This is a genomic window from Paenibacillus sp. NAIST15-1 (genome assembly GCF_001894745.1).
Classification (GTDB): Bacteria; Bacillota; Bacilli; order Paenibacillales; family Paenibacillaceae; genus Paenibacillus_B; species Paenibacillus_B suaedae.
The window spans coordinates 1-21224 of sequence record NZ_BBYF01000014.1 but is presented as its reverse complement, the minus strand read 5'-3'; the positions used below and the strand labels follow the sequence as shown (position 1 = coordinate 21224).

Annotated in this window: 19 protein-coding genes; 4 read left to right on the top strand and 15 right to left on the bottom strand. The window is 46.3% G+C overall.

What is annotated here, in order from left to right:
* Nucleotides 1–146 precede the first annotated feature (146 nt).
* From PBN151_RS22815 to PBN151_RS22785, 7 genes are all read right to left on the bottom strand, one after another.
* On the bottom strand, nucleotides 147–767 hold the full coding sequence (locus PBN151_RS22815; protein ID WP_072730828.1) for a 50S ribosomal protein L25: 621 nt from the start codon (nucleotides 765–767) through the stop codon (nucleotides 147–149).
* 285 nt (nucleotides 768–1052) lie between these two features.
* Nucleotides 1053–4232 carry a glycoside hydrolase family 10-like protein gene (locus PBN151_RS22810; RefSeq protein ID WP_072730827.1) on the bottom strand — a complete coding sequence of 1060 codons (3180 nt, stop codon included), beginning with the start codon at nucleotides 4230–4232 and terminating at the stop codon, nucleotides 1053–1055.
* Between the two features lie 369 nt (nucleotides 4233–4601).
* The gene (locus tag PBN151_RS22805; protein ID WP_227774976.1) at nucleotides 4602–4826 is read right to left on the bottom strand and encodes a hypothetical protein; all 225 of its coding nucleotides are present in this window, start codon (nucleotides 4824–4826) and stop codon (nucleotides 4602–4604) included.
* Entirely contained in the window at nucleotides 4823–5155 is a 333-nt protein-coding gene (locus PBN151_RS22800; RefSeq protein ID WP_021261483.1) for a YbjQ family protein, read from the bottom strand. The genes PBN151_RS22805 and PBN151_RS22800 overlap by 4 nt, the downstream gene beginning before the upstream one ends.
* 182 nt (nucleotides 5156–5337) lie before the next feature.
* Nucleotides 5338–5541 carry a hypothetical protein gene (locus PBN151_RS22795; RefSeq protein ID WP_072730826.1) on the bottom strand — a complete coding sequence of 68 codons (204 nt, stop codon included), beginning with the start codon at nucleotides 5539–5541 and terminating at the stop codon, nucleotides 5338–5340.
* Complete coding sequence (locus PBN151_RS22790; protein ID WP_021253811.1) at nucleotides 5538–5741, bottom strand: helix-turn-helix transcriptional regulator; 204 nt, start codon at nucleotides 5739–5741, stop codon at nucleotides 5538–5540. Before PBN151_RS22790 ends, PBN151_RS22795 begins: the two co-directional genes overlap by 4 nt.
* Nucleotides 5742–5831: 90 nt before the next feature.
* Nucleotides 5832–7310 carry an aminotransferase-like domain-containing protein gene (locus PBN151_RS22785; protein WP_139295407.1) on the bottom strand — a complete coding sequence of 493 codons (1479 nt, stop codon included), beginning with the start codon at nucleotides 7308–7310 and terminating at the stop codon, nucleotides 5832–5834.
* Between the two features lie 156 nt (nucleotides 7311–7466).
* On the opposite strand from PBN151_RS22785, the gene PBN151_RS22780 reads away from it, so the two are divergent.
* Nucleotides 7467–8099 (top strand): LysE/ArgO family amino acid transporter, encoded by a 633-nt coding sequence (locus PBN151_RS22780; RefSeq protein WP_072730825.1) that lies wholly within the window; start codon nucleotides 7467–7469, stop codon nucleotides 8097–8099.
* Between the two features lie 76 nt (nucleotides 8100–8175).
* Here PBN151_RS22780 and PBN151_RS22775 read toward each other — a convergent pair whose 3' ends face one another.
* The 8 genes from PBN151_RS22775 to PBN151_RS22740 all read right to left on the bottom strand — a co-directional run bounded on the left by PBN151_RS22775 (nucleotide 8176) and on the right by PBN151_RS22740 (nucleotide 16410).
* Complete coding sequence (locus tag PBN151_RS22775; protein WP_072730824.1) at nucleotides 8176–9921, bottom strand: methyl-accepting chemotaxis protein; 1746 nt, start codon at nucleotides 9919–9921, stop codon at nucleotides 8176–8178.
* Between the two features lie 331 nt (nucleotides 9922–10252).
* Entirely contained in the window at nucleotides 10253–10444 is a 192-nt protein-coding gene (locus tag PBN151_RS22770) for a hypothetical protein (RefSeq protein ID WP_021253815.1), read from the bottom strand.
* Nucleotides 10445–10468: 24 nt separating this feature from the next.
* Nucleotides 10469–11434, bottom strand: coding sequence for a hypothetical protein (locus PBN151_RS22765; protein WP_227774974.1), 966 nt, complete (start codon nucleotides 11432–11434; stop codon nucleotides 10469–10471).
* A 61-nt stretch (nucleotides 11435–11495) separates the two neighbouring features.
* A complete protein-coding gene (locus PBN151_RS22760; protein WP_072730822.1) occupies nucleotides 11496–12506 on the bottom strand; it encodes a hypothetical protein in 1011 nt (336 codons plus the stop codon).
* Nucleotides 12507–12619: 113 nt separating this feature from the next.
* Complete coding sequence (locus PBN151_RS22755; RefSeq protein WP_227774995.1) at nucleotides 12620–13516, bottom strand: helix-turn-helix transcriptional regulator; 897 nt, start codon at nucleotides 13514–13516, stop codon at nucleotides 12620–12622.
* Nucleotides 13517–13622: 106 nt separating this feature from the next.
* Nucleotides 13623–14516 carry a hypothetical protein gene (locus PBN151_RS22750; protein ID WP_072730820.1) on the bottom strand — a complete coding sequence of 298 codons (894 nt, stop codon included), beginning with the start codon at nucleotides 14514–14516 and terminating at the stop codon, nucleotides 13623–13625.
* A gap of 145 nt (nucleotides 14517–14661) precedes the next feature.
* Nucleotides 14662–15360 (bottom strand): AlkZ-related protein, encoded by a 699-nt coding sequence (locus PBN151_RS22745; RefSeq protein ID WP_227774972.1) that lies wholly within the window; start codon nucleotides 15358–15360, stop codon nucleotides 14662–14664.
* Between the two features lie 75 nt (nucleotides 15361–15435).
* Nucleotides 15436–16410, bottom strand: a complete 975-nt coding sequence (locus PBN151_RS22740) for a helix-turn-helix transcriptional regulator (RefSeq protein ID WP_072730818.1) — start codon at nucleotides 16408–16410, stop codon at nucleotides 15436–15438.
* A gap of 235 nt (nucleotides 16411–16645) precedes the next feature.
* On the opposite strand from PBN151_RS22740, the gene PBN151_RS22735 reads away from it, so the two are divergent.
* The 3 genes from PBN151_RS22735 to PBN151_RS22725 all read left to right on the top strand — a co-directional run bounded on the left by PBN151_RS22735 (nucleotide 16646) and on the right by PBN151_RS22725 (nucleotide 21010).
* Nucleotides 16646–17755: a nitric oxide synthase oxygenase gene (locus PBN151_RS22735; RefSeq protein WP_072730817.1), complete on the top strand. Its 1110-nt coding sequence runs from the start codon at nucleotides 16646–16648 to the stop codon at nucleotides 17753–17755.
* A 242-nt stretch (nucleotides 17756–17997) separates the two neighbouring features.
* Nucleotides 17998–20508 carry an excinuclease ABC subunit UvrA gene (gene uvrA, locus PBN151_RS22730; RefSeq protein ID WP_072730816.1) on the top strand — a complete coding sequence of 837 codons (2511 nt, stop codon included), beginning with the start codon at nucleotides 17998–18000 and terminating at the stop codon, nucleotides 20506–20508.
* Nucleotides 20509–20575: 67 nt separating this feature from the next.
* Nucleotides 20576–21010 (top strand): MarR family winged helix-turn-helix transcriptional regulator, encoded by a 435-nt coding sequence (locus tag PBN151_RS22725; RefSeq protein WP_083545292.1) that lies wholly within the window; start codon nucleotides 20576–20578, stop codon nucleotides 21008–21010.
* The last annotated feature ends 214 nt before the right edge of the window (nucleotides 21011–21224 follow it).

Below are 21224 nucleotides of genomic sequence, written 5' to 3'. Positions count from 1 at the left end.
GTTAGTATGGATCGATGAGACATGATTCATGTGAGCCAATTAGCAGTTGTATACCATGAAAAAAGAGCCTGCTGTGTGCTCGTCCATTCGCACTTGGCAGACTCTACATTCTGTTTACATTTAATTTAGTTAAATGAAATAAAGTGCTATGCTTCGACAGAAGCCGGTGCTGCTGCCGCTTCTGATTCTTCATCCTCTACCTCTTCAATGCCCCGCTGTGTAACAATGGAAACCAATAGCTCATTCTTATGGGACAAGAGATGGATATGTTCTGGAATTTGTACGTCTTCCACCAACATCTTACCGCCTATGCCCAAATGGGAAATATCCACTTGAATCACAGAAGGAAGATGTGCGGGCAGACCCTCGATTTCCAAACTTGTTTCTTGTGTTTGCAAAATACCACCTTTTTTGACCCCAGCAGGTGTACCGATATATTCTATTGGCACATGAATACGGATTGGGTGATTTGCAGATACCTGTTGGAAATCTACATGCGCATAAGCACCATCTTGTTTGACAACGTCTTTGATTAGCGCTTGGACTGGCTTCATACCTTCCACCTGCAGTTGGAACACTTCTGTCCGGCCAACATGTGCAAGCTTGACGAAGTCTCTTGAATCGACATGCAATGCAGTACTCTCGATATCCGCACCGTATACGACGCCCGGGATCCGGCCTTTCTGACGTAATTCACGAAGGGAAGAGCGAGTAAAGTCCGTTCTTCTCTCTGCTTTCAGTTGATAAGTTTTGCCTTGTGCGTTCATATGGAAACTGCCTCCTTGTAGCAATCCTCTCACTTCACCAGAGTGGCGTCCTGCGATGTGTGTTGCAGGACATGTCTATTATTAACCTCGTTAATCTTATTTGAAACAATTTTTCAGTATTTTTTCACAATTTTCTGAAAATAACGATATAGCCTGATCGCAACTCCTTTTCTGTCATTGCACATAAACAATGCCAGCATTCGCAAGGAACACTGGCACTGTCTCTCGTATGCTTCTATTTCCGCTGAATATGCTGTAACGAATATCGTGCTGTGATATGTCCGACTACTTCTGTGACACTTTAATTTGCATTGTGCTCTGCAAGAAACTTCCATACTTTACGGTCACAACAGCGGTACCCGATTTATTCGCCTTCACCATGCCTGCCTCGTTAATGGACAACACCGAAGGCTGATTGGATGTAAAGCGAAGATCATTCGTCAACTCCACTCGATTCCCACTCTTGCCAACTCCGAACACCTTCAGTTGCTGTTGTTTCCCCGCTGTCATATTCGTATCGCCCTTCAACTCAATTGAGACAAGCGGTTCATTCCAGATCCATTTGGATTGGCTAGGCGCACTCTCGTTGTGCAGACGGTCAGCCGCCGTAACCGCATACGTATATTGTTTGCCTGGCTCACCTGTCGTATCTAGGTAAAATTGATATGCGCCGTTCATTTTACGGATAGTCTTCACGATTTGCTTCGGATCATTGACATTCATCGACTCGCTGCCCTCTGCCCGATAGATCACATAGTAAGCAGCCGAGCTGTTCGAAACGTCCTCCCATGACAGGTGAACTCCTTTATCGGTGACATGTGCAGTTGTAAGCTTCGGTGCAGATGGAGTATTGGCTGGAAGCCACGGCATCTCTGGCACAAGGGCTTTATACCGGTAACTGTCCCCGCTTAGTCGATCCTTCAACCCAAGCGGATTATTGAGAATATCGACGGTGCTGAAATGCATGCTCCCCTTCACCGTATCGAAGTTGAGCAGGTATTTCAATTGATTTGGAAGCTCATCGGGATTGAGCCAGGCTGGCGTGTTCGGATCATTCACCTTGTAATCGGCGTGACCGACATAGAGCTGGGTATGTGTTCCTTCTGTTTCCTTCACCCACCAATCCACAAGCTTCTCGAAGGCTGCAGGAGTAAAGCCAAAATACCAGTATATCTGTGGCGTAATGTAATCAATCCATCCCTTTTGAATCCACAAGCGTGTATCTGCATAGAGGTCATCATAATTCTGAACCCCAGCTGTTGTATCCGAGCCTGTCGGATCTGTCGCTTTGTTGCGCCATACGCCGAATGGGCTAATGCCAAATTTCATATAAGGCTTCGCCTGCTTCATTTCATTGGACAATTCCTCAATGAAGGTATTCACATTATTGCGTCTCCAGTCCGTAATATCGGAGAAACCAGCTCCATACTGCTGGTAGGTCGCGCGATCAGGGAACTCTACCCCATCCACCTTATACGGATAGAAGTAATCGTCGAAATGAACCGCGTCAATGTCATAATTGTTGACGACCTCCATGATGCTGTCCATTACGAATCGCTTCGCTTCCGGCACCCCTGGATTGAAGTAGAGCTTGCCGCCATAAGAAACTACCCAATCTGGATGCAATCTTGCAGGATGGTCGGGAACTAACTTGTTGATATCTGGCTGCATACTTACACGATACGGATTGAACCATGCGTGGAATTCCATATTGCGCTTGTGTGCTTCATCAATCATGAATTGAAGCGGGTTATAGCCAGGATCCTTGCCCTGTACGCCAGTGAGCCACTCCGACCAAGGTGCATATTTAGACGGATAGAAGGCATCTGCAGTCGGTTTAATTTGCATCACAATAGCATTCATGCCTGCTGTTTCTAATTCATTGAGAAGATTTACAAAGTCTTGCTTCTGCTCTCTTTCCGTAACTACGCCTTCACGCGGCCAATCAATATTGACGACGGAAGCAATCCAAGCTGCTCGCAATTGCCGCTTAGGCAGGATTGTATCCTTGTTCACGACAAGTGTGAAATCAGCAGTCTTGCCTCCGTAAGCAGCAGTTATGGAGCTAATGCCTACTTGAAGAGCCATGACGTTCCCGCTAGCATCTATCGTTGCATTGTGCGGCTGACTGGATTTGAACACAACGCCTGTCGATACTTCTGAGGAAGAGCCATCGGAATAGTATGCTGTCACCTTCCCTTGCAGCGACTCACCGATAGTCATTGCATGCAAGCCGGTCAGCTCAAGTCGTTCCAGCTTCGGCTGAGGCACGGATACCTTCAATTCATAAGCGGAGGAGAATTCGCCATATACCGCCCGCATAACAGTCGTTCCGTTCGCTTGTGCAGTGACCATACCAGCTGCATCAATGGAAGCAACCTCCGGATTGCTGCTATTGTAGCTAACTCCTTCCAGCATGGATACAGGCTTCGCAGCACCTTCATATCGCGCAAATGTATGGGTCTTCACGCGCTCACCTATCTCCATAGCTGGTGCTCCATACAAGTTCAACTGCTGAATGACTGGAGCGGCTTGGCTGACGACTACATCAACTACGGATTCTGGTGCTTGCATGTAGCGAGCCGTTAGTCTTGTGCGCCCTTCGGCCACAGCAGTAAGTGAATTGTCTGGATTTACAGCGACAATGGAAGGATCATCACTGATAAGTACGGCTTCCTTCGTCACATCTACTTGTTCTGCTTCACCAGCAGAAGTCGCTAACACCTGAACCCGTTTTGTCTCTCCTACCTGCAAAGGAGGCAAGCCGATCATCGTTAGCTCATATATATTTGTCGATCCATAGAAAGCTCGCAGGCTATCAAAATAAATAGCGCCGCTATTTTTATTCCGATCATTCGTTTCTACCACATAGAGCTGATTCAATTTGATAGGCTGAACAAGATTAGTAGGCAAACTCGCAGTAACGTACTTCCAGCCATTCCAGCTGAGCCCGCTGCTAGTAGTAAGGTCAATCGTGGGCTTCGCTCCGCTTGCATCCTGCAGTTGGCCTCGCAGCCAGTGCTTATTTCCATCCCCATACACCCACACTCCGATTGAAGATGGATATCCTTTTATCTCACGCCCTACTCCCCCAGATGCGTTCAAGAAATTCAGATAAGCCGCTGATGTTCCCGTCGTTTCCGTGAAATTATAGGTAAGCTTTACTGCATGTTCATCATGTTGTACCGGTTCCGGTCGTGAGGTTAGAACCGCCTTAACAGAACCAGGGACTACTCTTACTGAGGTTGCAGACAGCTGTTGAAGCTGCTCGAAGTCTTCAATAATCTGGGATGAAGCCGTACTGCCTGATGCGAGCGGTTCTGCCTGCGCTTCAGATGACGATAAGGATGAAGAGGACAAATCAGAGGAACTCATTGCGGAAGCGTTTACAATTGTGCTGAACATAAGCACGACCGACATCATCGACATGAGTAAGATACGAGCCCGGTTCTTTGCAAAATACAATGTTAATTCCCTCCCTTTGGATATCGAGTAATGAGAACATCATCGTATGTCGGCTCTAGATGAATGAAATTTTATTTCAATCTTTGAAGCAGTTTAAGTTTAAAATATTTCAAACCGAATGTATATAGCGACAAAAGTATACTTTTGTCTAATGAATAGGACTGGGGACGTAATTCTATATCACTGTTCTCTGTGGCTGAGAATTAATAAAAATACCCCAGCAGCTGGCAGTGCTAACTCATAAGTACCGTTACGACTTACGAACCAGCCTAGCCAACGCTAGGGTATTACTTGAGTATCGAGGTATCTGGCTATTGAAAGCAACCACGTTAACAAGATTGTTCATTCGTAGATTGCATCCTTCTATTGTTACTCCACGCGGTACCATCGCTGTCCTGTGCGCGGATTGTAATAAACCGTTACCTTTTTCCCTGTTGACGGGTCGATACTAACTTCCGAAGTCTTCTCGAAGCCTTCCGGCACATGTTCATGTTCATTCGCTTGGTGACGGCGATCTCGGATAGCTGAGACAATAAGAAATACGATAAAAAAGAACAGCTGCAATGAAAAATAAACAATCAAAAACGTTATCATCTTACTTCACGATTAGGCCGAAGCGTTACAGCCGTGCCGTATGCAACAATTTCACTCATATTGGTTCCGACTTCACCAGAGTCAAAACGCACCATAATGACAGCATCCGCACCCATCGCTTGTGCGTTCGCTACTAAGCGATCCAGCGCTTGCTTCCGTGCATCCTCTAGCATTTCCGTATATTGAGTGATTTCGCCTCCTACCAATCCTTTGAATGCAGCAGCGATATCCTTCCCCAACCCTCGTGCGCGAACGGTCAGTCCGAATGCTGTACCGAGTACTTCCTTTACTTCATAATTGGCCACTTGCTCTGTTGTTACGATAATCATCGTCAATACTCCTCCTCAACCGCCTTTTCTAGACGGAAACCCATAATGAATCATAAAGTATCTATAGTACGGTTGAGACGATCCTTACGTTCAATCTTCATCATTATTTATTTTAGTTTACAATAATTAAGTTTATATGATTAGATAAGTGACCCTATCTCATCGATTTTTCACGGTAATTATTACATCACTTTTCGCTTATAGTAGACGCGTGTCCATAGGAAGATGGCGTTCCCGATTAATAGGATAGTAAATTGCAATCCGCTATTCCCCTTGACAGTAAAATCATACAGCCCCCACAGCAGCAATGCGATCGTATAGAACATGTAGCCGTTCTTCGCTGACTTGTCATTATGATAACGTTCCATTTCATCTTGCTTTCTCATCGTGATGCCTCCTCATAAGTAAACAGCTGATCGACTGTGACCTCTAACGTTCGTGACAGCTTGAACGCTAGCGCTAAGGTTGGATCATACTTATCATTCTCAATCGCGTTAATCGTCTGCCGACTCACTTCACACCGCTGAGCCAGTTCTTGCTGTGACATGCCCATTCGCTTGCGCAGCTCTGAAATCTTGTTTTTCATAACGAGTTCTATCTCCTCAAATGTAAAAAACATTTTACATCTTTTATTATAATGATCAATAGTCTTATGTCAAATACTTTTGACACCCTATCATTCGGTGACATTCTTATTCTTTACCCACATCGCAATCAAATGGATAGCTCGCTCCATTTCTTCAAAGCTTGCGTAAGCGTACGATAGTCGGAGTTGATGCTTGCTTGAGCGATCATAGATATAACCTGGATTCAGCAGAATTCCACAAGCAAGTGCATGCTTGAACAAGGCTTCGATTGCAATAGACTTATCCATGGTCACCCATATGTAAAAACCGCCTTGGGGAACTCTCCATGCTGCAAAAGATGACCAATGCTGTTTCAACTGATCAAGCAAAAAGTCCCTTCGCAAACGCAGCTGAGCACGAATGTATTGAATGCGCGCCTCGTGAAGGCCCGATCGGAGCCACTCCGCTGCAACTTGTTGCGATAATGAGCTGGAGCCGTAATCCATCTGCATTTTAATATCTGCCAAGCGCTCTATCACCTGCTGCGAACCAACAATCCAGCCCATTCGCAGGCCAGGGCAAACACACTTGGACATCGTTCCCACATAGAGCACTTGTCCATGCTCATCCATAGACTTCAATGATCGTGGCGCCGGGGCATCCAGCCATAACGCTTCGTAGGCACTGTCTTCAATAATCGGCAATCCAATGCGATTGCTGATGTTCATTAATGCTTCTCTTCTGTCCTGCTCCATCACCGTACCCGTTGGATTATGGAAGCTTGGTATCGTATACAGCAGCGAAGCCTTATACCGTAATGCATACTGCTCCAGAGCATTCACTTGTATACCGCCTTGATCCATTGGTACACCAACCATTTTTAGTCCGGCCGATTGGAAGGCATGAATAGAATATAAATAGGAGGGCTTCTCTACGAGCATAGTTGATCCACGACCAACGAGGCCTGCTGCAATGAGCTGCAGTGCTTGAAGTGCCCCCGAGACAATCAGTATCGAATTAGGCGCGGCTTCGATGCCTTGCTCCGACAACTGCTTGCTGAGCTGTTCTCGCAGCGGATAGTGCCCAAGCGGCTGTTCATACCCAAGTGATATTCCATGATCGATTGCACCGCGTATCGTTTTCTCCATCTCTTTTGTTGGCAATAAGTCAGGGGCAAGCTCCCCCGTGCCCATGCGAATCATTTGCGGAGAAAACTCCATGTTATTTATCGTCTGAATAATCGGTAAATTGGGATAATGTGAGCCTTCTTCCACATACGCATTCCAATTCGGCAGAATAGGAGACATGCTATCGACACGATGAGCCATGTCCGTTATAACCGTCCCCCCTCCGCTATTCCCTTCAATAAACCCCGCATCAGTCAAGCAATCCAAGGCCGCCACCAGCGTGCTGCGATTCACACCCAATTGCTTCGCAAGCTTACGCTGTGCAGGGAGTCTCGCCCCCTCTTCCCATTCCATAGACAAAATTTTAGATTTCATATAATGCTCGATTTGTTTATACAGCGCGATCGATGAGGATCGTTCGAGTCTCCAATCGCTGTAGTCAATGCTGCACGTCTTTGGCATATGTTCCTCTCCTGCACCATGTTGATTGATAAGCTTATTATAGAATTTGGTTGGTCTTGAACTCAACCAAATGGTCGGGGACAATTGTAAATTGCTGCGTTATGATATTGTCTTAGAACCGGTTCTATGGATGATGACATACGGAGGTAGATATCAATGGTCGAGGCATTCGTTCACGGAATATTGCTCGCACTTGGCCTTATATTGCCGTTAGGCGCACAAAATGTGTTTATTTTCAATCAAGGGGCTTTATCTAAGCCGTTCATAAAGGCCATCCCTGTCGTGATAACAGCTGCATTATGCGATACCCTGCTTATTCTAGCCGCAGTTCAAGGTATCTCGCTATTCATCTGGAAGTGGAAATGGCTTCAATTCGGGCTGTATCTATTGGGATTCTTCTTTCTGTTATATATGGGTTGGAGTCTGTGGAAGTCGTCAAGCAAGTTAAATGGCAATCAGGGGAATGCTATGAGTATCCCGAAGCAAATGATGTTCGCCATGTCCGTCTCTCTTCTGAATCCACATGCGATTCTCGATACGATTGGCGTTATTGGAACGAACTCTTTGCAATATTCCGATGAACTCAAGTGGATGTTTACGATAGCCTGTATCACAGTATCGTGGCTGTGGTTCCTGGGACTAGCTGTAGCAGGTCATTTTACCCGCAAAATCGATGCTGACGGCCGCATCCTCACTTGGCTGAACAAAATATCCGCGATTACCATTTGGTTGATTGCGCTATACATGTTGGTTCAACTGCTAACCGGTAGCCTGACTGTAATTGGATAACTGCGATCCATTTATGAGGAACGTAATACAAGCAAGACTCCCTGCTCTTCCAGCGAGCAGGGAGTCTTGTTCATTTTTAAACCGTAAAGATTCGAAGTTCTTCTTGCAGATCTTGCATTTTGCGATTCAATAAGGTAGCTGTATCCGATATTTCTTCCACAATAGCAAGCTGCTCTTCGGTCGATGCAGCAACACTCTGTGTATTCAGTGAGGAATCCTTTGCTAGGGTAGCAAGGTTGTCCAAAGTGGCAGCAACCTCCTCACTTCCAGCAGACATTTCTTCAGCGGCTGCCGATACCTCTTGAATTTGCTCCGTGACCTGCTGCACGGATGTCCATATTTTGTTGAAATGCTCCCCAGCCTCCTGCACAATCAAGGTACCTTGTTCAGCCTGCTCCGTATTTTCTCCCATCGCTTCGGCCAGTTCCTTCGTATGTGCAATTACCGTATTCAGCATCTCAGCAATTTGTTCCGTAGAGTCCTTCGTTTGCTCTGCAAGCTTGCGCACCTCTTGGGCAACAACGCCGAAGCCTCGTCCATGTTCGCCTGCCCGTGCCGCTTCAATAGATGCATTGAGCGCCAATAGATTGGTTTGCACCGCTACATTGCCAATGATACTGACGATATGCTCTATCTTCTCGGATTGTTTCAACAAAGACTGCGTAATCCCTTCAGAACGACTGACGGAATTTCTGATCTGTGCCATTTGCTTCACCGTCAGCTGGACAACCTGATTGCCTTGATCAACCGACTCTGTTGCGTCGATGCTCAGTTCTGATACGGCAGAGGATGATTCAGCGATCCGCTGGATGCCGATTGCAATTTCCTCCATAGCAGCCTTACTTTCTTCAGCCCCTTGCATCTGCGATTCTGAACCAGTTGCAACCTCTTGAATAGAATTGGATATTTCATAGCTAGACTGAGACGTTTGCGTGGCGATTACCGTTAGTTGCTGTGACGATTCCGCGACCTGATCAGCTGTCGTCTTGACATTGGTAACCAAGTGCTTGATTTGAGCAATCATCGTGTTAAAACTATCAGATAGAACGCCGATTTCATCTTTCGAGCGAACCGGAATAGATACCGTCAGGTCACCGGCCGCCACTCTCGTGGACAGAACGGACAGCTGTGTAAGCGGCCGAACTAATCGGCGTATTAAGAAGGCAATCACGATAATGAATACGATACCTATCGATGAGCCAATACCAATAATTTCCCACAACATGGCATTCAGATCGCCGTCAATCTTCTTATTATTGAAATCTACGGCAAACACCGCTATCGTCTCATTCCTGTCATTATTGATCGGCTTCAGCACCGTAATCCATTCGCCATCAAGATCTTCATAGATGTCACTAAAGCCAACACCTGTCCGCTCCATCTCATGGATCGCATCGACAAGCTCTGGCTTGATCTCATACTCGCTTCCTGGCGCATTTCCTAATTCAACGAAGGAATCGTTGCCTTGAAGCACCTTCAGATAGAACTTTCCATCACGTTCCGTGAAACCGGGAGCAAGCAAGTACGAATTCGATATGAAATTGTCGCGTACCATGCTGTTCAAGCTCTCCTGAATCCAAACAATATTCTTATCCTTTGCATATTGTGAGGAATCCATTGACTTGAGCTTGCTAGCAGCTCCTGCAATACCCTCCTTTTCTATCTCGATATTCTTCGTAAGCGTAGTATGAAGGGATAGTAATTCATCATTATAGATTCTTCGCTCCATCATATATGAGGATGATATGAATACAATAGACATGACCATAAGAAGAACGGTCACGACGATGATAGATTTCATCACTAAGCCTTTGTTTTTCATTCAATAGCCCCCTAGTTGACTGACAAACAGGTTATATACAGGAGTTCTTTCCATTCGAATCCTTATTGCCTATAAACCTTGTCCGTATTTACTGACCAATCAGTCTATGTCAATGAGCTATATATCGTCATTTTTCGACAAAAATGAATAGACACGTTTAAAATTGTTGTAGAATTTTTCAGAATACAAGAGCATATATATCCGAGTAAGGAGAAAAAACGCCCCCTTTTAAACGAAGTCATCTACAAAAAAACATCCTTACCTAATCGGCAAGGATGTTGATGGTAAGATTCTGCATGCACAGACAGCATAACTACTAAGTCACTAACCACTAACCAGATAACGCCATATCAATTCGATATTGAGTCGCTTTTACACATTTTTTGCAAACTTTAAGAGATGTGCCATCGCTTTTTGTTTGCGTGTACAATACTTTAATCCGTGTGCTTCCACACACTGGGCATGTTCCCCGTCCATGTGATGGAACGTTCCATAATGCTTTACCGCGTTTTGTTTTAGCCATTTCGTTTCCCCTTTTTCGTATCTATTATCGTAAATGTGGTGTGGCTCCGCGCGCTTCGCGAACGTCCTTCACCACCTGTTTCATAGCTTCTATAGCATCTTTTTCAATTTGTTGGGCAGAGATAAGAGTGGTCACCATCTCGTGACATAGCCCCTCTTCATGCGCATCATTCCAGTCGTGTCGTAATCTTCGGAGGATTGCAACAATATCATCGTATAAGTCAGCTAGAACTCGATATTTCTCTGCCAGTTGCTCCAGCCCATCCATCGATTGCTTCATATCATGCAAATAACGAGCAATGTAATGCTTGAAGGTACGATACATGGACAATGTTTGCTCCGCCCCATTCCAATCCGCCGTACCCGACTGGATTTCCTCTATCATTGCATCATAAGCTTGTTCGCCACATGCAAATTGCTCAGGCGGCAAAATGCTATCATGCTGCTCCCATTTATAAATCGCCTGCACCAGCGATTCCGTAATCAGATCACGTACATCTATGGAAATGCTGCGTTTGGATATCCGCTGTATAAATACAATCGACGAATTTCCCGTTTGCCCAAGTGTCTGATAAGACTCCTTGCATCCGCTATTCCCGCACGAATCTACTGCGAAAAAACACTGCTGCGCTTCGTCATAGCCATAGATCGTGTAGTACTGATCGTGCCAATAAATGAGTCCGACACCTTCTTGTAGAGAAAGCTTCATTTCTTCGATTGCATACTTACGAGAGACCGGGAAGACCGGATCTGTATTGTAGCCTGCATACGTCTCTGAGTAGAGACCAAGCAAATCCGCAGCAACGAAGTGTTCGGCAGGCCAGTTATAGGCCGTCACAGATATAGCATCCAACTGACGATGAACGGACATACGGAAGGCCAATGATGACATACACGCAATCGTATGCTTCGGATACTTGGTTAGCCCGCCGGCCAGCAGTACACTATGGATATGATGTATAAACGTTTTTGTTTCCGGTACGATTTTCATATTTTCAAGGATAATAGACGTCATCTCTTCACCTGCACCTATTCTTAGTTGTTGACCACAATTATCTTGGCGCCGCCGATCCCCAGTGGAGACTGTTGGAACGCGAACGCATGACTTCCTCGTAACCGATTTCAGTGCGCAGTATTTCAATCGCTGCTCGTTCATGTTCCATCGCAAGGTGAGCCTGCTCGATTAGCTGTGGTACATGGTCTGATTGGATGCACAGCTCATGTCCCGTACCATTCTGAACCGTCGCTTTCATGACTTGAAATGCCTCATCTACAAGTTGATAAAGTTGAACAACCTCTGCAGATATGCCAGCCTCTTCTTGGATAGAAGCCAAATACTTCATCATGTCACGCTTGATACCAGCATAAGAGCTAATGGTATAAGCGCTACCATGCGGATGATATTGTTGACTAGACAGTGCGGCAATCATATAATCGTATGCTTTACAGCCTGCAGCAAAGTCCAGATCCGGCAAAGTTCGATGCGGCGTATCCCAATCTGTAACTGCTGTAATTAGCGACTCTCGGTAGATTTCTTGGTACGGCATGTCCACTGCACCAATAATCGTTTGATAGTACCAGAATGGCGTAGGATTATCGATGATGCCAAAATTCCGATACAGCAGCACTTGTTGTTCCTTCGAGTAACCGTCTAGATAGAAGAACACTTCGTCCTCATCGTCATAACCCGTAATCACGGCAAACTCAGGCTTCCAATAGACGACGCCTATTCCTCGATCGATGCTGTGCTGAATATGACGTATCGACTCCTGCTGCGCCAATTCAAACGTACGTTGACGCGTATGCCAAGCAAATTGATTTGATTCAATCCCAATTCGAAGGAGCGCATTGCCATGTTCTTCTCCCAAGTTGCCGTACGCTGTAACTGAGCTCCTTGATAACTCCTTGTGAATAACAAACTTAGATAATAGACCTGTCATTCCGCCTAGCATATATTTCGAACCCTCGTACAGACCAGCACCCGTGAGAACAGCATGCAGGGCATCCACGTAAGAACGATGTTCAATTTGAAAAGAAAGAGATAGAGTAGTTCCTATACTCATGAGCGGCCGCTCCTCTCTTATCGCGATAATCCAATTATAGTAAAGAAGGTACGACATATAATGTCATACCTTAAAATTCGTATTGTTTTTTGTCTTTCCTGTTATATTTACGCCTATTCGCTAAGCATCCCCATTATTTGTTCACATCTTGCTTTTACCTTCTCTTTCAGCCATTTCGGTTTCACAATCCTTGCCCAATCTCTTGTTGACATAAATAAGGACACATCGAAAAATTGGATCTCGAATACCACCGAATCTTCTCGTTTCATAAGATTGTAATCTCTCCATGCTTCCGAAGGCTTATCTATAAACTCTATGATTGCCGTAAATGGCTGAATAGGAAGATTCGATGAACCGAAGGTAGAGGGCAGTTCACCATTTAGCCAAGATATTCCCGCTGCTCGTTCCATTCGGATGATTCGATCCAAGCGAAGCATCTTCTGCTCCTCCTCCTGCTCGCACCATCCAATGACGTAATCGACGTATTGCTTGTAGCACAGCTTATAGGGGTGAAACGTATACGTCTCTGCTCCTTCCATGCCGTCATATTGAATGGTAAGCACTTGGTTGTTCTGAATGGCCATGCTTAGTTGATTTGCTATGTCAATGATCTCGACATTGATCTCATAAGCTGGAATTTGCTGAGACTGCAGCTCATTAACGTCTGACAAGCGACGGAACAATTCTGATATTTGCAGCATAATTGGCAATTTCGCTTGGTATTCATCATAACCGCCATAATTGTAATCCTGATAACGATGAGACAAGAATGCTAGCGTTCGTCTTAATTCTTCCGTAATATACGTGCTAGGCAAAGCAAATGTCGCATCCGTATACCGATAGCCTCTTTTTTTGGCGTCATACTGAAGAGGAGCTCCAAGAGAGTTGACCATATATTCAATATCTCGATTGGCTTGTCTGGTAGACAGCTCGAATTGATGTGCTAATTGAGTACAATTCGGAAAATGATTCGATCGTACTTCTTGATCAAACCATAAAATTCGATGCATATTGCTCAAATCCAAGTTCCCCCTTGTAGACATAGACAAAACAACAAAATCACTATGTTGTGCATAACTTCGTAATTGTTGGAAGTTGGCCTTATCGTCGCTATTGTTAGCGTTGCAACCATCCATATGACTTCAACGTCAGCAGCCGACTGACGGTTACGTATCCCCGCCATTCCATCTCGCCTGCTGGACTCACTGCCGGCCAGCTTATTGACCAACCGCCATCCTCCTGCTGCTCCTCCACAAGGGATTGCAGATGCTCTTCGATTTCTTTCTCAGTGACAAATTGTACGCAGTAGCTGTGACGCGTTGGTGCCCAATCCAGCACCTTATGAACATACCCTTCCGCCTTCGTATTGCGTTCAATGACACCTGGCAGCTGCAGCCATTCGTTCACCTTCTGCAATGCCCTCTCTGCTCGTTCTTTATCCGGATGACCAGTTAAGAAGGAGATATATTGTATATTGCTGTGATAGCCTTCATTATCGGCTGCCTCTAGCTGATTCCACATGAACTGCTCAGCCTGCTGGAACCATTCTTCTCGGGTGAGCTCAGGAACGGTATGCTGCTTCATCAAATACCCGAGAATATGTCCCGTAGGATTTATGGAGGCTTGACGATCATCGGCGACTGTCCACCAAGGCGCATGTGGATATTCATTCGCTGACGTCTGAATAAGAGGGAATCCTCCAGTGTCGCCCACTGTAACCGATTTCAAATAGCTGCCGATTCCAACAATTAACTTGCGGTCATATTCATCAATCTCGTGCATAATGGATAGTGCTACTTCTGTCGGTACAGGCTGACTATGCGGACAACGAATATCAGGCTCCAGCGCTTGACCGAATCCTCCATCCTCATTTTGAAAACCTGTAAGAGCCATGATAACAGCTGCCTTGCTCCCTTGGCCGAAATGATATTCAAAACGTCTGCGGTCGAGCAGTCTCGCATTCTCGTAAATAAAGCGCTGCGCGCGATTGAAGCTGTCTACACTCAACATTTTTATCAACTCCATTATTATTTAATGTGATTAATATATTTCGTGAATATCATTTTCTCGCTTCGTCACTTGCCTTCTTCCATCGATTTGCTCGTCGCAGTCCATATCGACTCATTTATTTAATGAAATTAAATTGATGGACGATTTATTGCAGCTTTAGGATTTTATTAAAATAAGTTAACGCTTCCGAAGTCGTAGAACGAGCAAGACGTTCATAGAGCTGTTCCTTCGCATCCTGTACAGATATCATTGACGTCTCGATACCCAGATTCTCCAGCCAATGGTCAATCGTCTCATAGGAGGTGCTATTCCATCCGTTCACTTCGCCAGCACTATTGCGCCGTTCTGTCACACCCGAGATGACAATATCCATCGTCCCCTGCAGCTCATTTAACGCATTGTCGAATGCCTTCTTCTGATCAGGGGATTTCATATCTGCCTTCACTCGCAGCAGCCTCGTATCGATACCGGGATGTTCAACAATGATGCCATACAACAGTTTCGCCTCCGGCGACATCTCACCTGCTGCATACCGTTCCTTGACGGAACGAGTATCGCCAAGCACGGAGCGGACAATCGGTACCCACTCCAGCGAGATAAACACCCCTTTCTTCTTGATGAACTTGCCGTAGGCAGCAACCCCATCCCCAGGAAATTGAACCCGCCAACGCCACGGATCCGCATCGGTGTCACTATGCCATGCCGATTCTTCTGTCACACCCGCAAGTGAAGGATGATGGGGAGCGAGGTTGGCCAGCGGCAGAATACCCACTTGGCGAATAAGCTCAACTGCTTCTTTATAATTGTGAATCAAATTCGTATTCGCGCTCATCTTCGATCTCATCCCTTCTTCGTCTGATCTAACATCTTCTTCCTTCCTCTGTTCCAAACGCTATGTATCAAAAAGAAACCTAAAGGCCTACCTTGTTCCCTTATACCTCTCACATACCTGATGAGCATGCTTATAAATGGCTTCTCGCAATTCCACAGGCTCCAACACCTCTGCATCCAAGCCAAGGCCATAGAAGAAGCGCTGTGCCCATTCCCATTCTGACTGGGGACAGTTAAACTCAACCTCTCCCACATCTTCACCGGTTTCATGCACCAATTCCCCAATATGTTCATCTTGCTCGACAAGCAGCATGCCGCGATAGGTCAGTTTTGCCCGGATTCGGATCGGGTCTTCCTTTTTCACGGCTTCTAGATTACGCTTTATTTGGCTGCCCTTGCCGTTGTCCCCGTTGCCCTGTACTGTGCGTACATCTTCATCTTCGGCTATCGAGATTTGAGACATACGATCGACACGGAATGATCGATCTTCACCATGTGTTAACGAATAGGCTTCACAATACCAGAACCCATGTGCCGAATATATCCGCTTCGGCTGGATATACAACCAACGCTGATGCTTCTGTGAACGATAGAATATATGGAGCCACTTGGGCTTCGCCTGTGATAGAAGCGCAATCAGCTGCTTCAACTCCGGAGCACGGTAGTTTCTTGTAGGTACGGACAGCTCGACACGCTCTAACATCGGTTCCACCTCAGTCAGCACTTCACTGGATACGATCTGCTTCAGCTTGTCCATGACCGTCCAACGCTCCTGATTGAATGGTGAATCGGGAAGCTGTGTCATGCCTTGCAGCGCGAAGAGCACGGTTAATGCTTCTGTGGTCGATAATTGAAGCGGCTGGAGCATGTAGCCATCCATTAACCGATAGCCCCCGCTTGAACCCGCTGTCGCATATAACGGTATACCCATCTCGCTCAATGCTTGCATGTCACGGATAATGGTACGGCGCGAGACTTCGAATTTCTCTGCTAACGATTGAGCCGTTTCGGAACGGTGCTGTAGGGCGATAATGATAGCAACTAATCGATCGATTCGTTTCAATGGCTTCTCCTTAGCTGGATGATTTTCACGGTTTGACCTGATTATATCATGTGAATGGTGACAGCTTGTATGTCACCATTTATGATCGGGTAACAAAATTTTTGCGACGATTTCCCGGCTGAAATTGTTACATCTCATCGACATCGTCATCAATGGTACATACCAAACCGTTAGAATTTGATATAGTTAATCCGACACATTACGGCGCTTACGCCGCAAGGAAGGACATCGGAAGATGAATGTACACGCGAAGCATACGCTTCTAGAAGAAGCTTCAACATTTATTAGGCAATGCTATCAAGAGCTCGGCAAGCTCCCTGCTGACATAGAGGGGCGCTTATCACAAATACATTCCGAGATTGAACATACTGGCACTTATTCGCATACTGCAGAAGAACTAACTCACGGAGCTAAGATGGCTTGGCGCAATAGCAATCGCTGTATTGGCCGCTTGTTCTGGTCATCCTTGCATGTGGTTGACGCCAGACATATAACCGAGTGTAAGCAGATCGCAGACGCGTTAGTCCAACATATTGACTTCGCAACAAATGATGGCCGGATACGTCCTGCAATCACGATTTTTCCACCTGCTCATCCAGACGGAATGCATCCTGTTCGGATATGGAATCATCAGTTGATTCGCTATGCCGGCTATGAGACTAACCAAGGCATCATGGGAGATCCACACTCGCTCCCATTTACTCGAATATGTGAATCACTTGGATGGCAGGGAGAACACACACCGTTCGATGTACTGCCTCTTGTCATTCAGACAGGTACGAACCCACCACAGGTATTTGAGATACCGAAGTCCTCCGTTACAGAGGTGCCGCTTATTCATCCCGAGTTTGAATGGTTTGCTGAGCTGCAGCTGCGATGGTATGCCGTGCCGCTTATTGCTGATATGCGCCTTGAAATCGGCGGCATCTCCTATCCTGCCGCGCCATTCAATGGCTGGTACATGGGAACAGAAATCGGCGCACGAAATTTGGCCGATGAAGGACGATATAATTTGCTGCCAGTCATCGCAGAGCAAATGGGGCTGTCTACGGTGTCGAATACATCACTGTGGAAGGACAGGGCTCTTGTTGAGCTTAATACCGCAGTGCTTCACTCCTTCAAGGAAGCGGGTGTTAGCATCGTAGACCACCATACGGCAGCACAACAATTCGTTAAGTTCCAGGAGCAGGAACAAAGTTGTAACCGTGCTCATACAGGCGACTGGACATGGCTGATTCCACCGATGTCACCCGCCGCAACGCCTATTTTCCACCAAAGCTACGACAATACGATTGTGAATCCGAATTTCTATTATCAATCTGTACCGTATATTAACGAAGCATGATCATCAATTATTCTGTTCTCACAAGGGCCTGCTCGCCAAAATAGTCGAGCAGGCTCCTTTCTTTTTATTCCGTAACACAAAACATTGGGTCAACTAATTGCAGATGCACGCAGCGTAATGAGTCTCAGAGTCTCATTCTAGCGCCATTTGACAACTTCTACGTACAGGTCTATATTAATTTCTGTAATCAATAGTTTCCTCTATCAACTATTGAACTATTCAAATAATAAGGAGGAATTAACATGACTGCATCATCACACGAATGGATCGTCATTCAAGGGGCTCGGGAACATAACTTGAAGGATGTCACTGTTCGTTTTCCACGCAATCATTTGTCCGTTGTAACCGGTGTATCTGGTTCAGGGAAATCAACCCTGCTGTTTAACATACTTGTCCAAGAGGGTGAGCGCAAATTTGTTAGTGCTTCCGGACATGCAGCAGACAACGTGCAGCGGCCGGATTATGACGACATCTACGGTCTGTCCCCTATCGTCAGCGTTAGTCAGCATCATCATAACTTCAGCCGACGCTCTACCGTTGGAACATATAGTGAGATTTATACATATCTGCGTTTGCTGTATACGGCAATTGGAGAACGTGCTTGTCCGCATTGCCAAGTAGTGTTCAGTTATGCGGATATACGTACGACCCCTGTTCGTCTGTCTGAGGAAGAACATTCCCATCAGGAGCACTATGCGTGCCCTTCTTGCGGACAACCCGTTGAAAATATAACCATGGCTCACTTTTCCTTCAATTCACAGCTTGGTGCGTGCCCGGCGTGTACGGGTCTAGGTGAACAAATAGAGCCCATTCTCGATGCAATTGTACGTCCTGATTTGTCGATTCAAGATGGAGGCATTCAAGTTTGGAAAAAGGGATTCCTGTGGCACTTTGCCCCGCTTCTCCTGCGTGCAGCCAAATATTATCGCCTTCCTCTGGAGGAGGAAGATCTTCAGCGGCCGATCGGCGAATTGCCAGACATCGTCCGTCACATGCTGCTGTACGGCACGGATGATCCACGCATTCGCGAGCTTCGCCCTGATGCCCCTGCCCCATCCAATATGAAGCAGGGCAAATATGAAGGTGCAGTGAATAGCCTATTGCGCCGATATTACGAGGGTGACGATGACGAGGAATCGCAGCTGGAATTCGCCCGCTTCCTCCGTACAGTTCCTTGCGAGTCCTGTCACGGTTCGCGGTTGAATGCAACAAGCTCGTACGTCCTGGTGAACGGGACGCCGATCCACCATCTCATGTCTATGTCTCTAACTCAACTGCTGAATTGGCTTGAAGGCTTGCCTTCTGCTCTGCCTGATCGATACGTCGAATCGGCTCAGCCTATCTGTAGGGAATTGCGGGAACGTACGCGAAGTCTCATGAATGCGGGACTGAACTATCTATCACTAGATCGAAGCTTTTCTAGCCTGTCTGGCGGAGAAGCGCAACGTATGCGGCTGGCCTCCTTGCTGAATTCGAACTTGAGCGGCATGATCTGCGTTCTTGATGAACCTACGACAGGATTGCACCCGCAGGATACCGACAAGGTGATGCATTCGGTACGTAAGCTGGCCTCTCTCGGCAACACCGTAATTGTCATTGAACATGATATCGATATTATCCGACAAGCCGATTATGTAGTGGACATCGGCCCAGGCGCAGGAGAGCTTGGAGGAGAGCTTGTCTTCCAAGGGACGGTTAACGAGTTGCTGTATCACCCGCAATCCATGACGGCTCAAAGCCTTCGTGAATCTCTGAATCGGCATCGTTCAACCGCTCGAAGCTGGAACCGCACATTGACCATCCGTGATGCACACGCAAACAACTTAAAGCATATTACGGTGGACATTCCCCTGGGCATCATTACCGCCATTGCTGGCGTGTCGGGCTCCGGAAAGTCCACGCTGGTCATGGAAGAACTGCTTCCCCAGTTGCAATCAATTGGTTCGCCATCGAATGCTTCCAGCCGAATTGGCGGTTTAGAACATATTCAGCATCTCGTCGTTGTCGATCAGCAAGCGATGGGCAAAATGTCCCGTTCTAATGCTGCAACCTATACAAAGGTATTCGATGACATTCGGGAATGGTTCAAGGAATTGGCCTCTAGACAAGGCTTGCGGTTGAAAGCCTCTGATTTCTCCTTCAATGTAGCTGGAGGAAGATGCGAATCCTGCAAAGGCACGGGCAGTCTTAAGGTTCAGATGCACTTTATGGCCGATCGCTTGATTCCTTGTCCAACTTGCCACGGGAAGCGTTATTGTGAGAAAATACTGTCTGTGCAATGGCATGGACATTCCATAGCCGATGTATTAGGCATGAGCATCCAGCAAGCAAGAGAACTGTTCCGCGATATTCCGAAGATCGCAGCCAAGCTGGATTGCTTATGCGATATAGGCTTAGGATATTTACGGATGGGGCAACCATCCAGCACATTCTCTGGAGGCGAGGCGCAGCGCGTCAAGCTGGCAGCAGAACTGTCCAATGCCCGCAGCGGCCACACGCTGTACATATTGGATGAGCCTTCCGTCGGATTGCATGACCAGGATACGAGCAAATTGCTTGCCGTATTGAATCGGCTCGTCGATCGCGGAGATTCGGTTCTACTAATCGAGCATAATACCCAACTTATCGCAAATTCGGATTGGGTGATCGAGCTTGGCCCAGGAGGAGGGCAAGAGGGTGGTACCGTAATCGCCACCGGTACGCCCGATTCATTGAAATCCAGCAATGACTCCATTATAGGGGCCTATCTATAAAATATAGCCATAGGAAATGGCGTGCCAAGTTCCCGAAAAGGTGCGAGTAGAAAGGACGAGATAAAAATTGACCGAACATAATAATTGCGATTTCGAAAAGGAATTTACGATGCTCCAATGCAAGCTGGTCGCAGAGCATAATCGGTTCAATGTGGAAGGAATCACTTCCGCGCAGTACAATATATTGGACCTGCTTGCTACGAATGGAGCAAAAACGACTCGAGAGCTTGCAGATTCGATCCATACGACATTATCCGCGATTTCCAAATTAACAAAGAAACTTATCGATAAAAACATGATTACACAAACACGCGATACTCAAGATCGACGCTATATGTATCATGAAATCACCGAACAAGGTCACGCCTTCCTCCAGAAGGCAGCCTACTCTCGCCATGGCGTCATGAATCGAATTCGTGATGGGCTCAGTGAGGATGAGCTGCAACAGCTGGCAAGCTTATGCGGTAAGATAAATCAATCACTGACGGGAAATATGGAGTAGGAAGTAAACTGTAAACTACGTATAGCAATATCGAGCATGCTAATTATTCATATAACCGAAACTACACCCGTCCAGCATAAATATCTGCTATGAATTGTAATCCTGCCGGATTCTCATGAATTAAGTTGGAAGGTAAATCGTTTGTTGCTCCGAATGAAATGGCAAGAAAGGGGGTGTCCCAAAAGTCTAAAAAGATTTGGGACGCCCCCTTGTT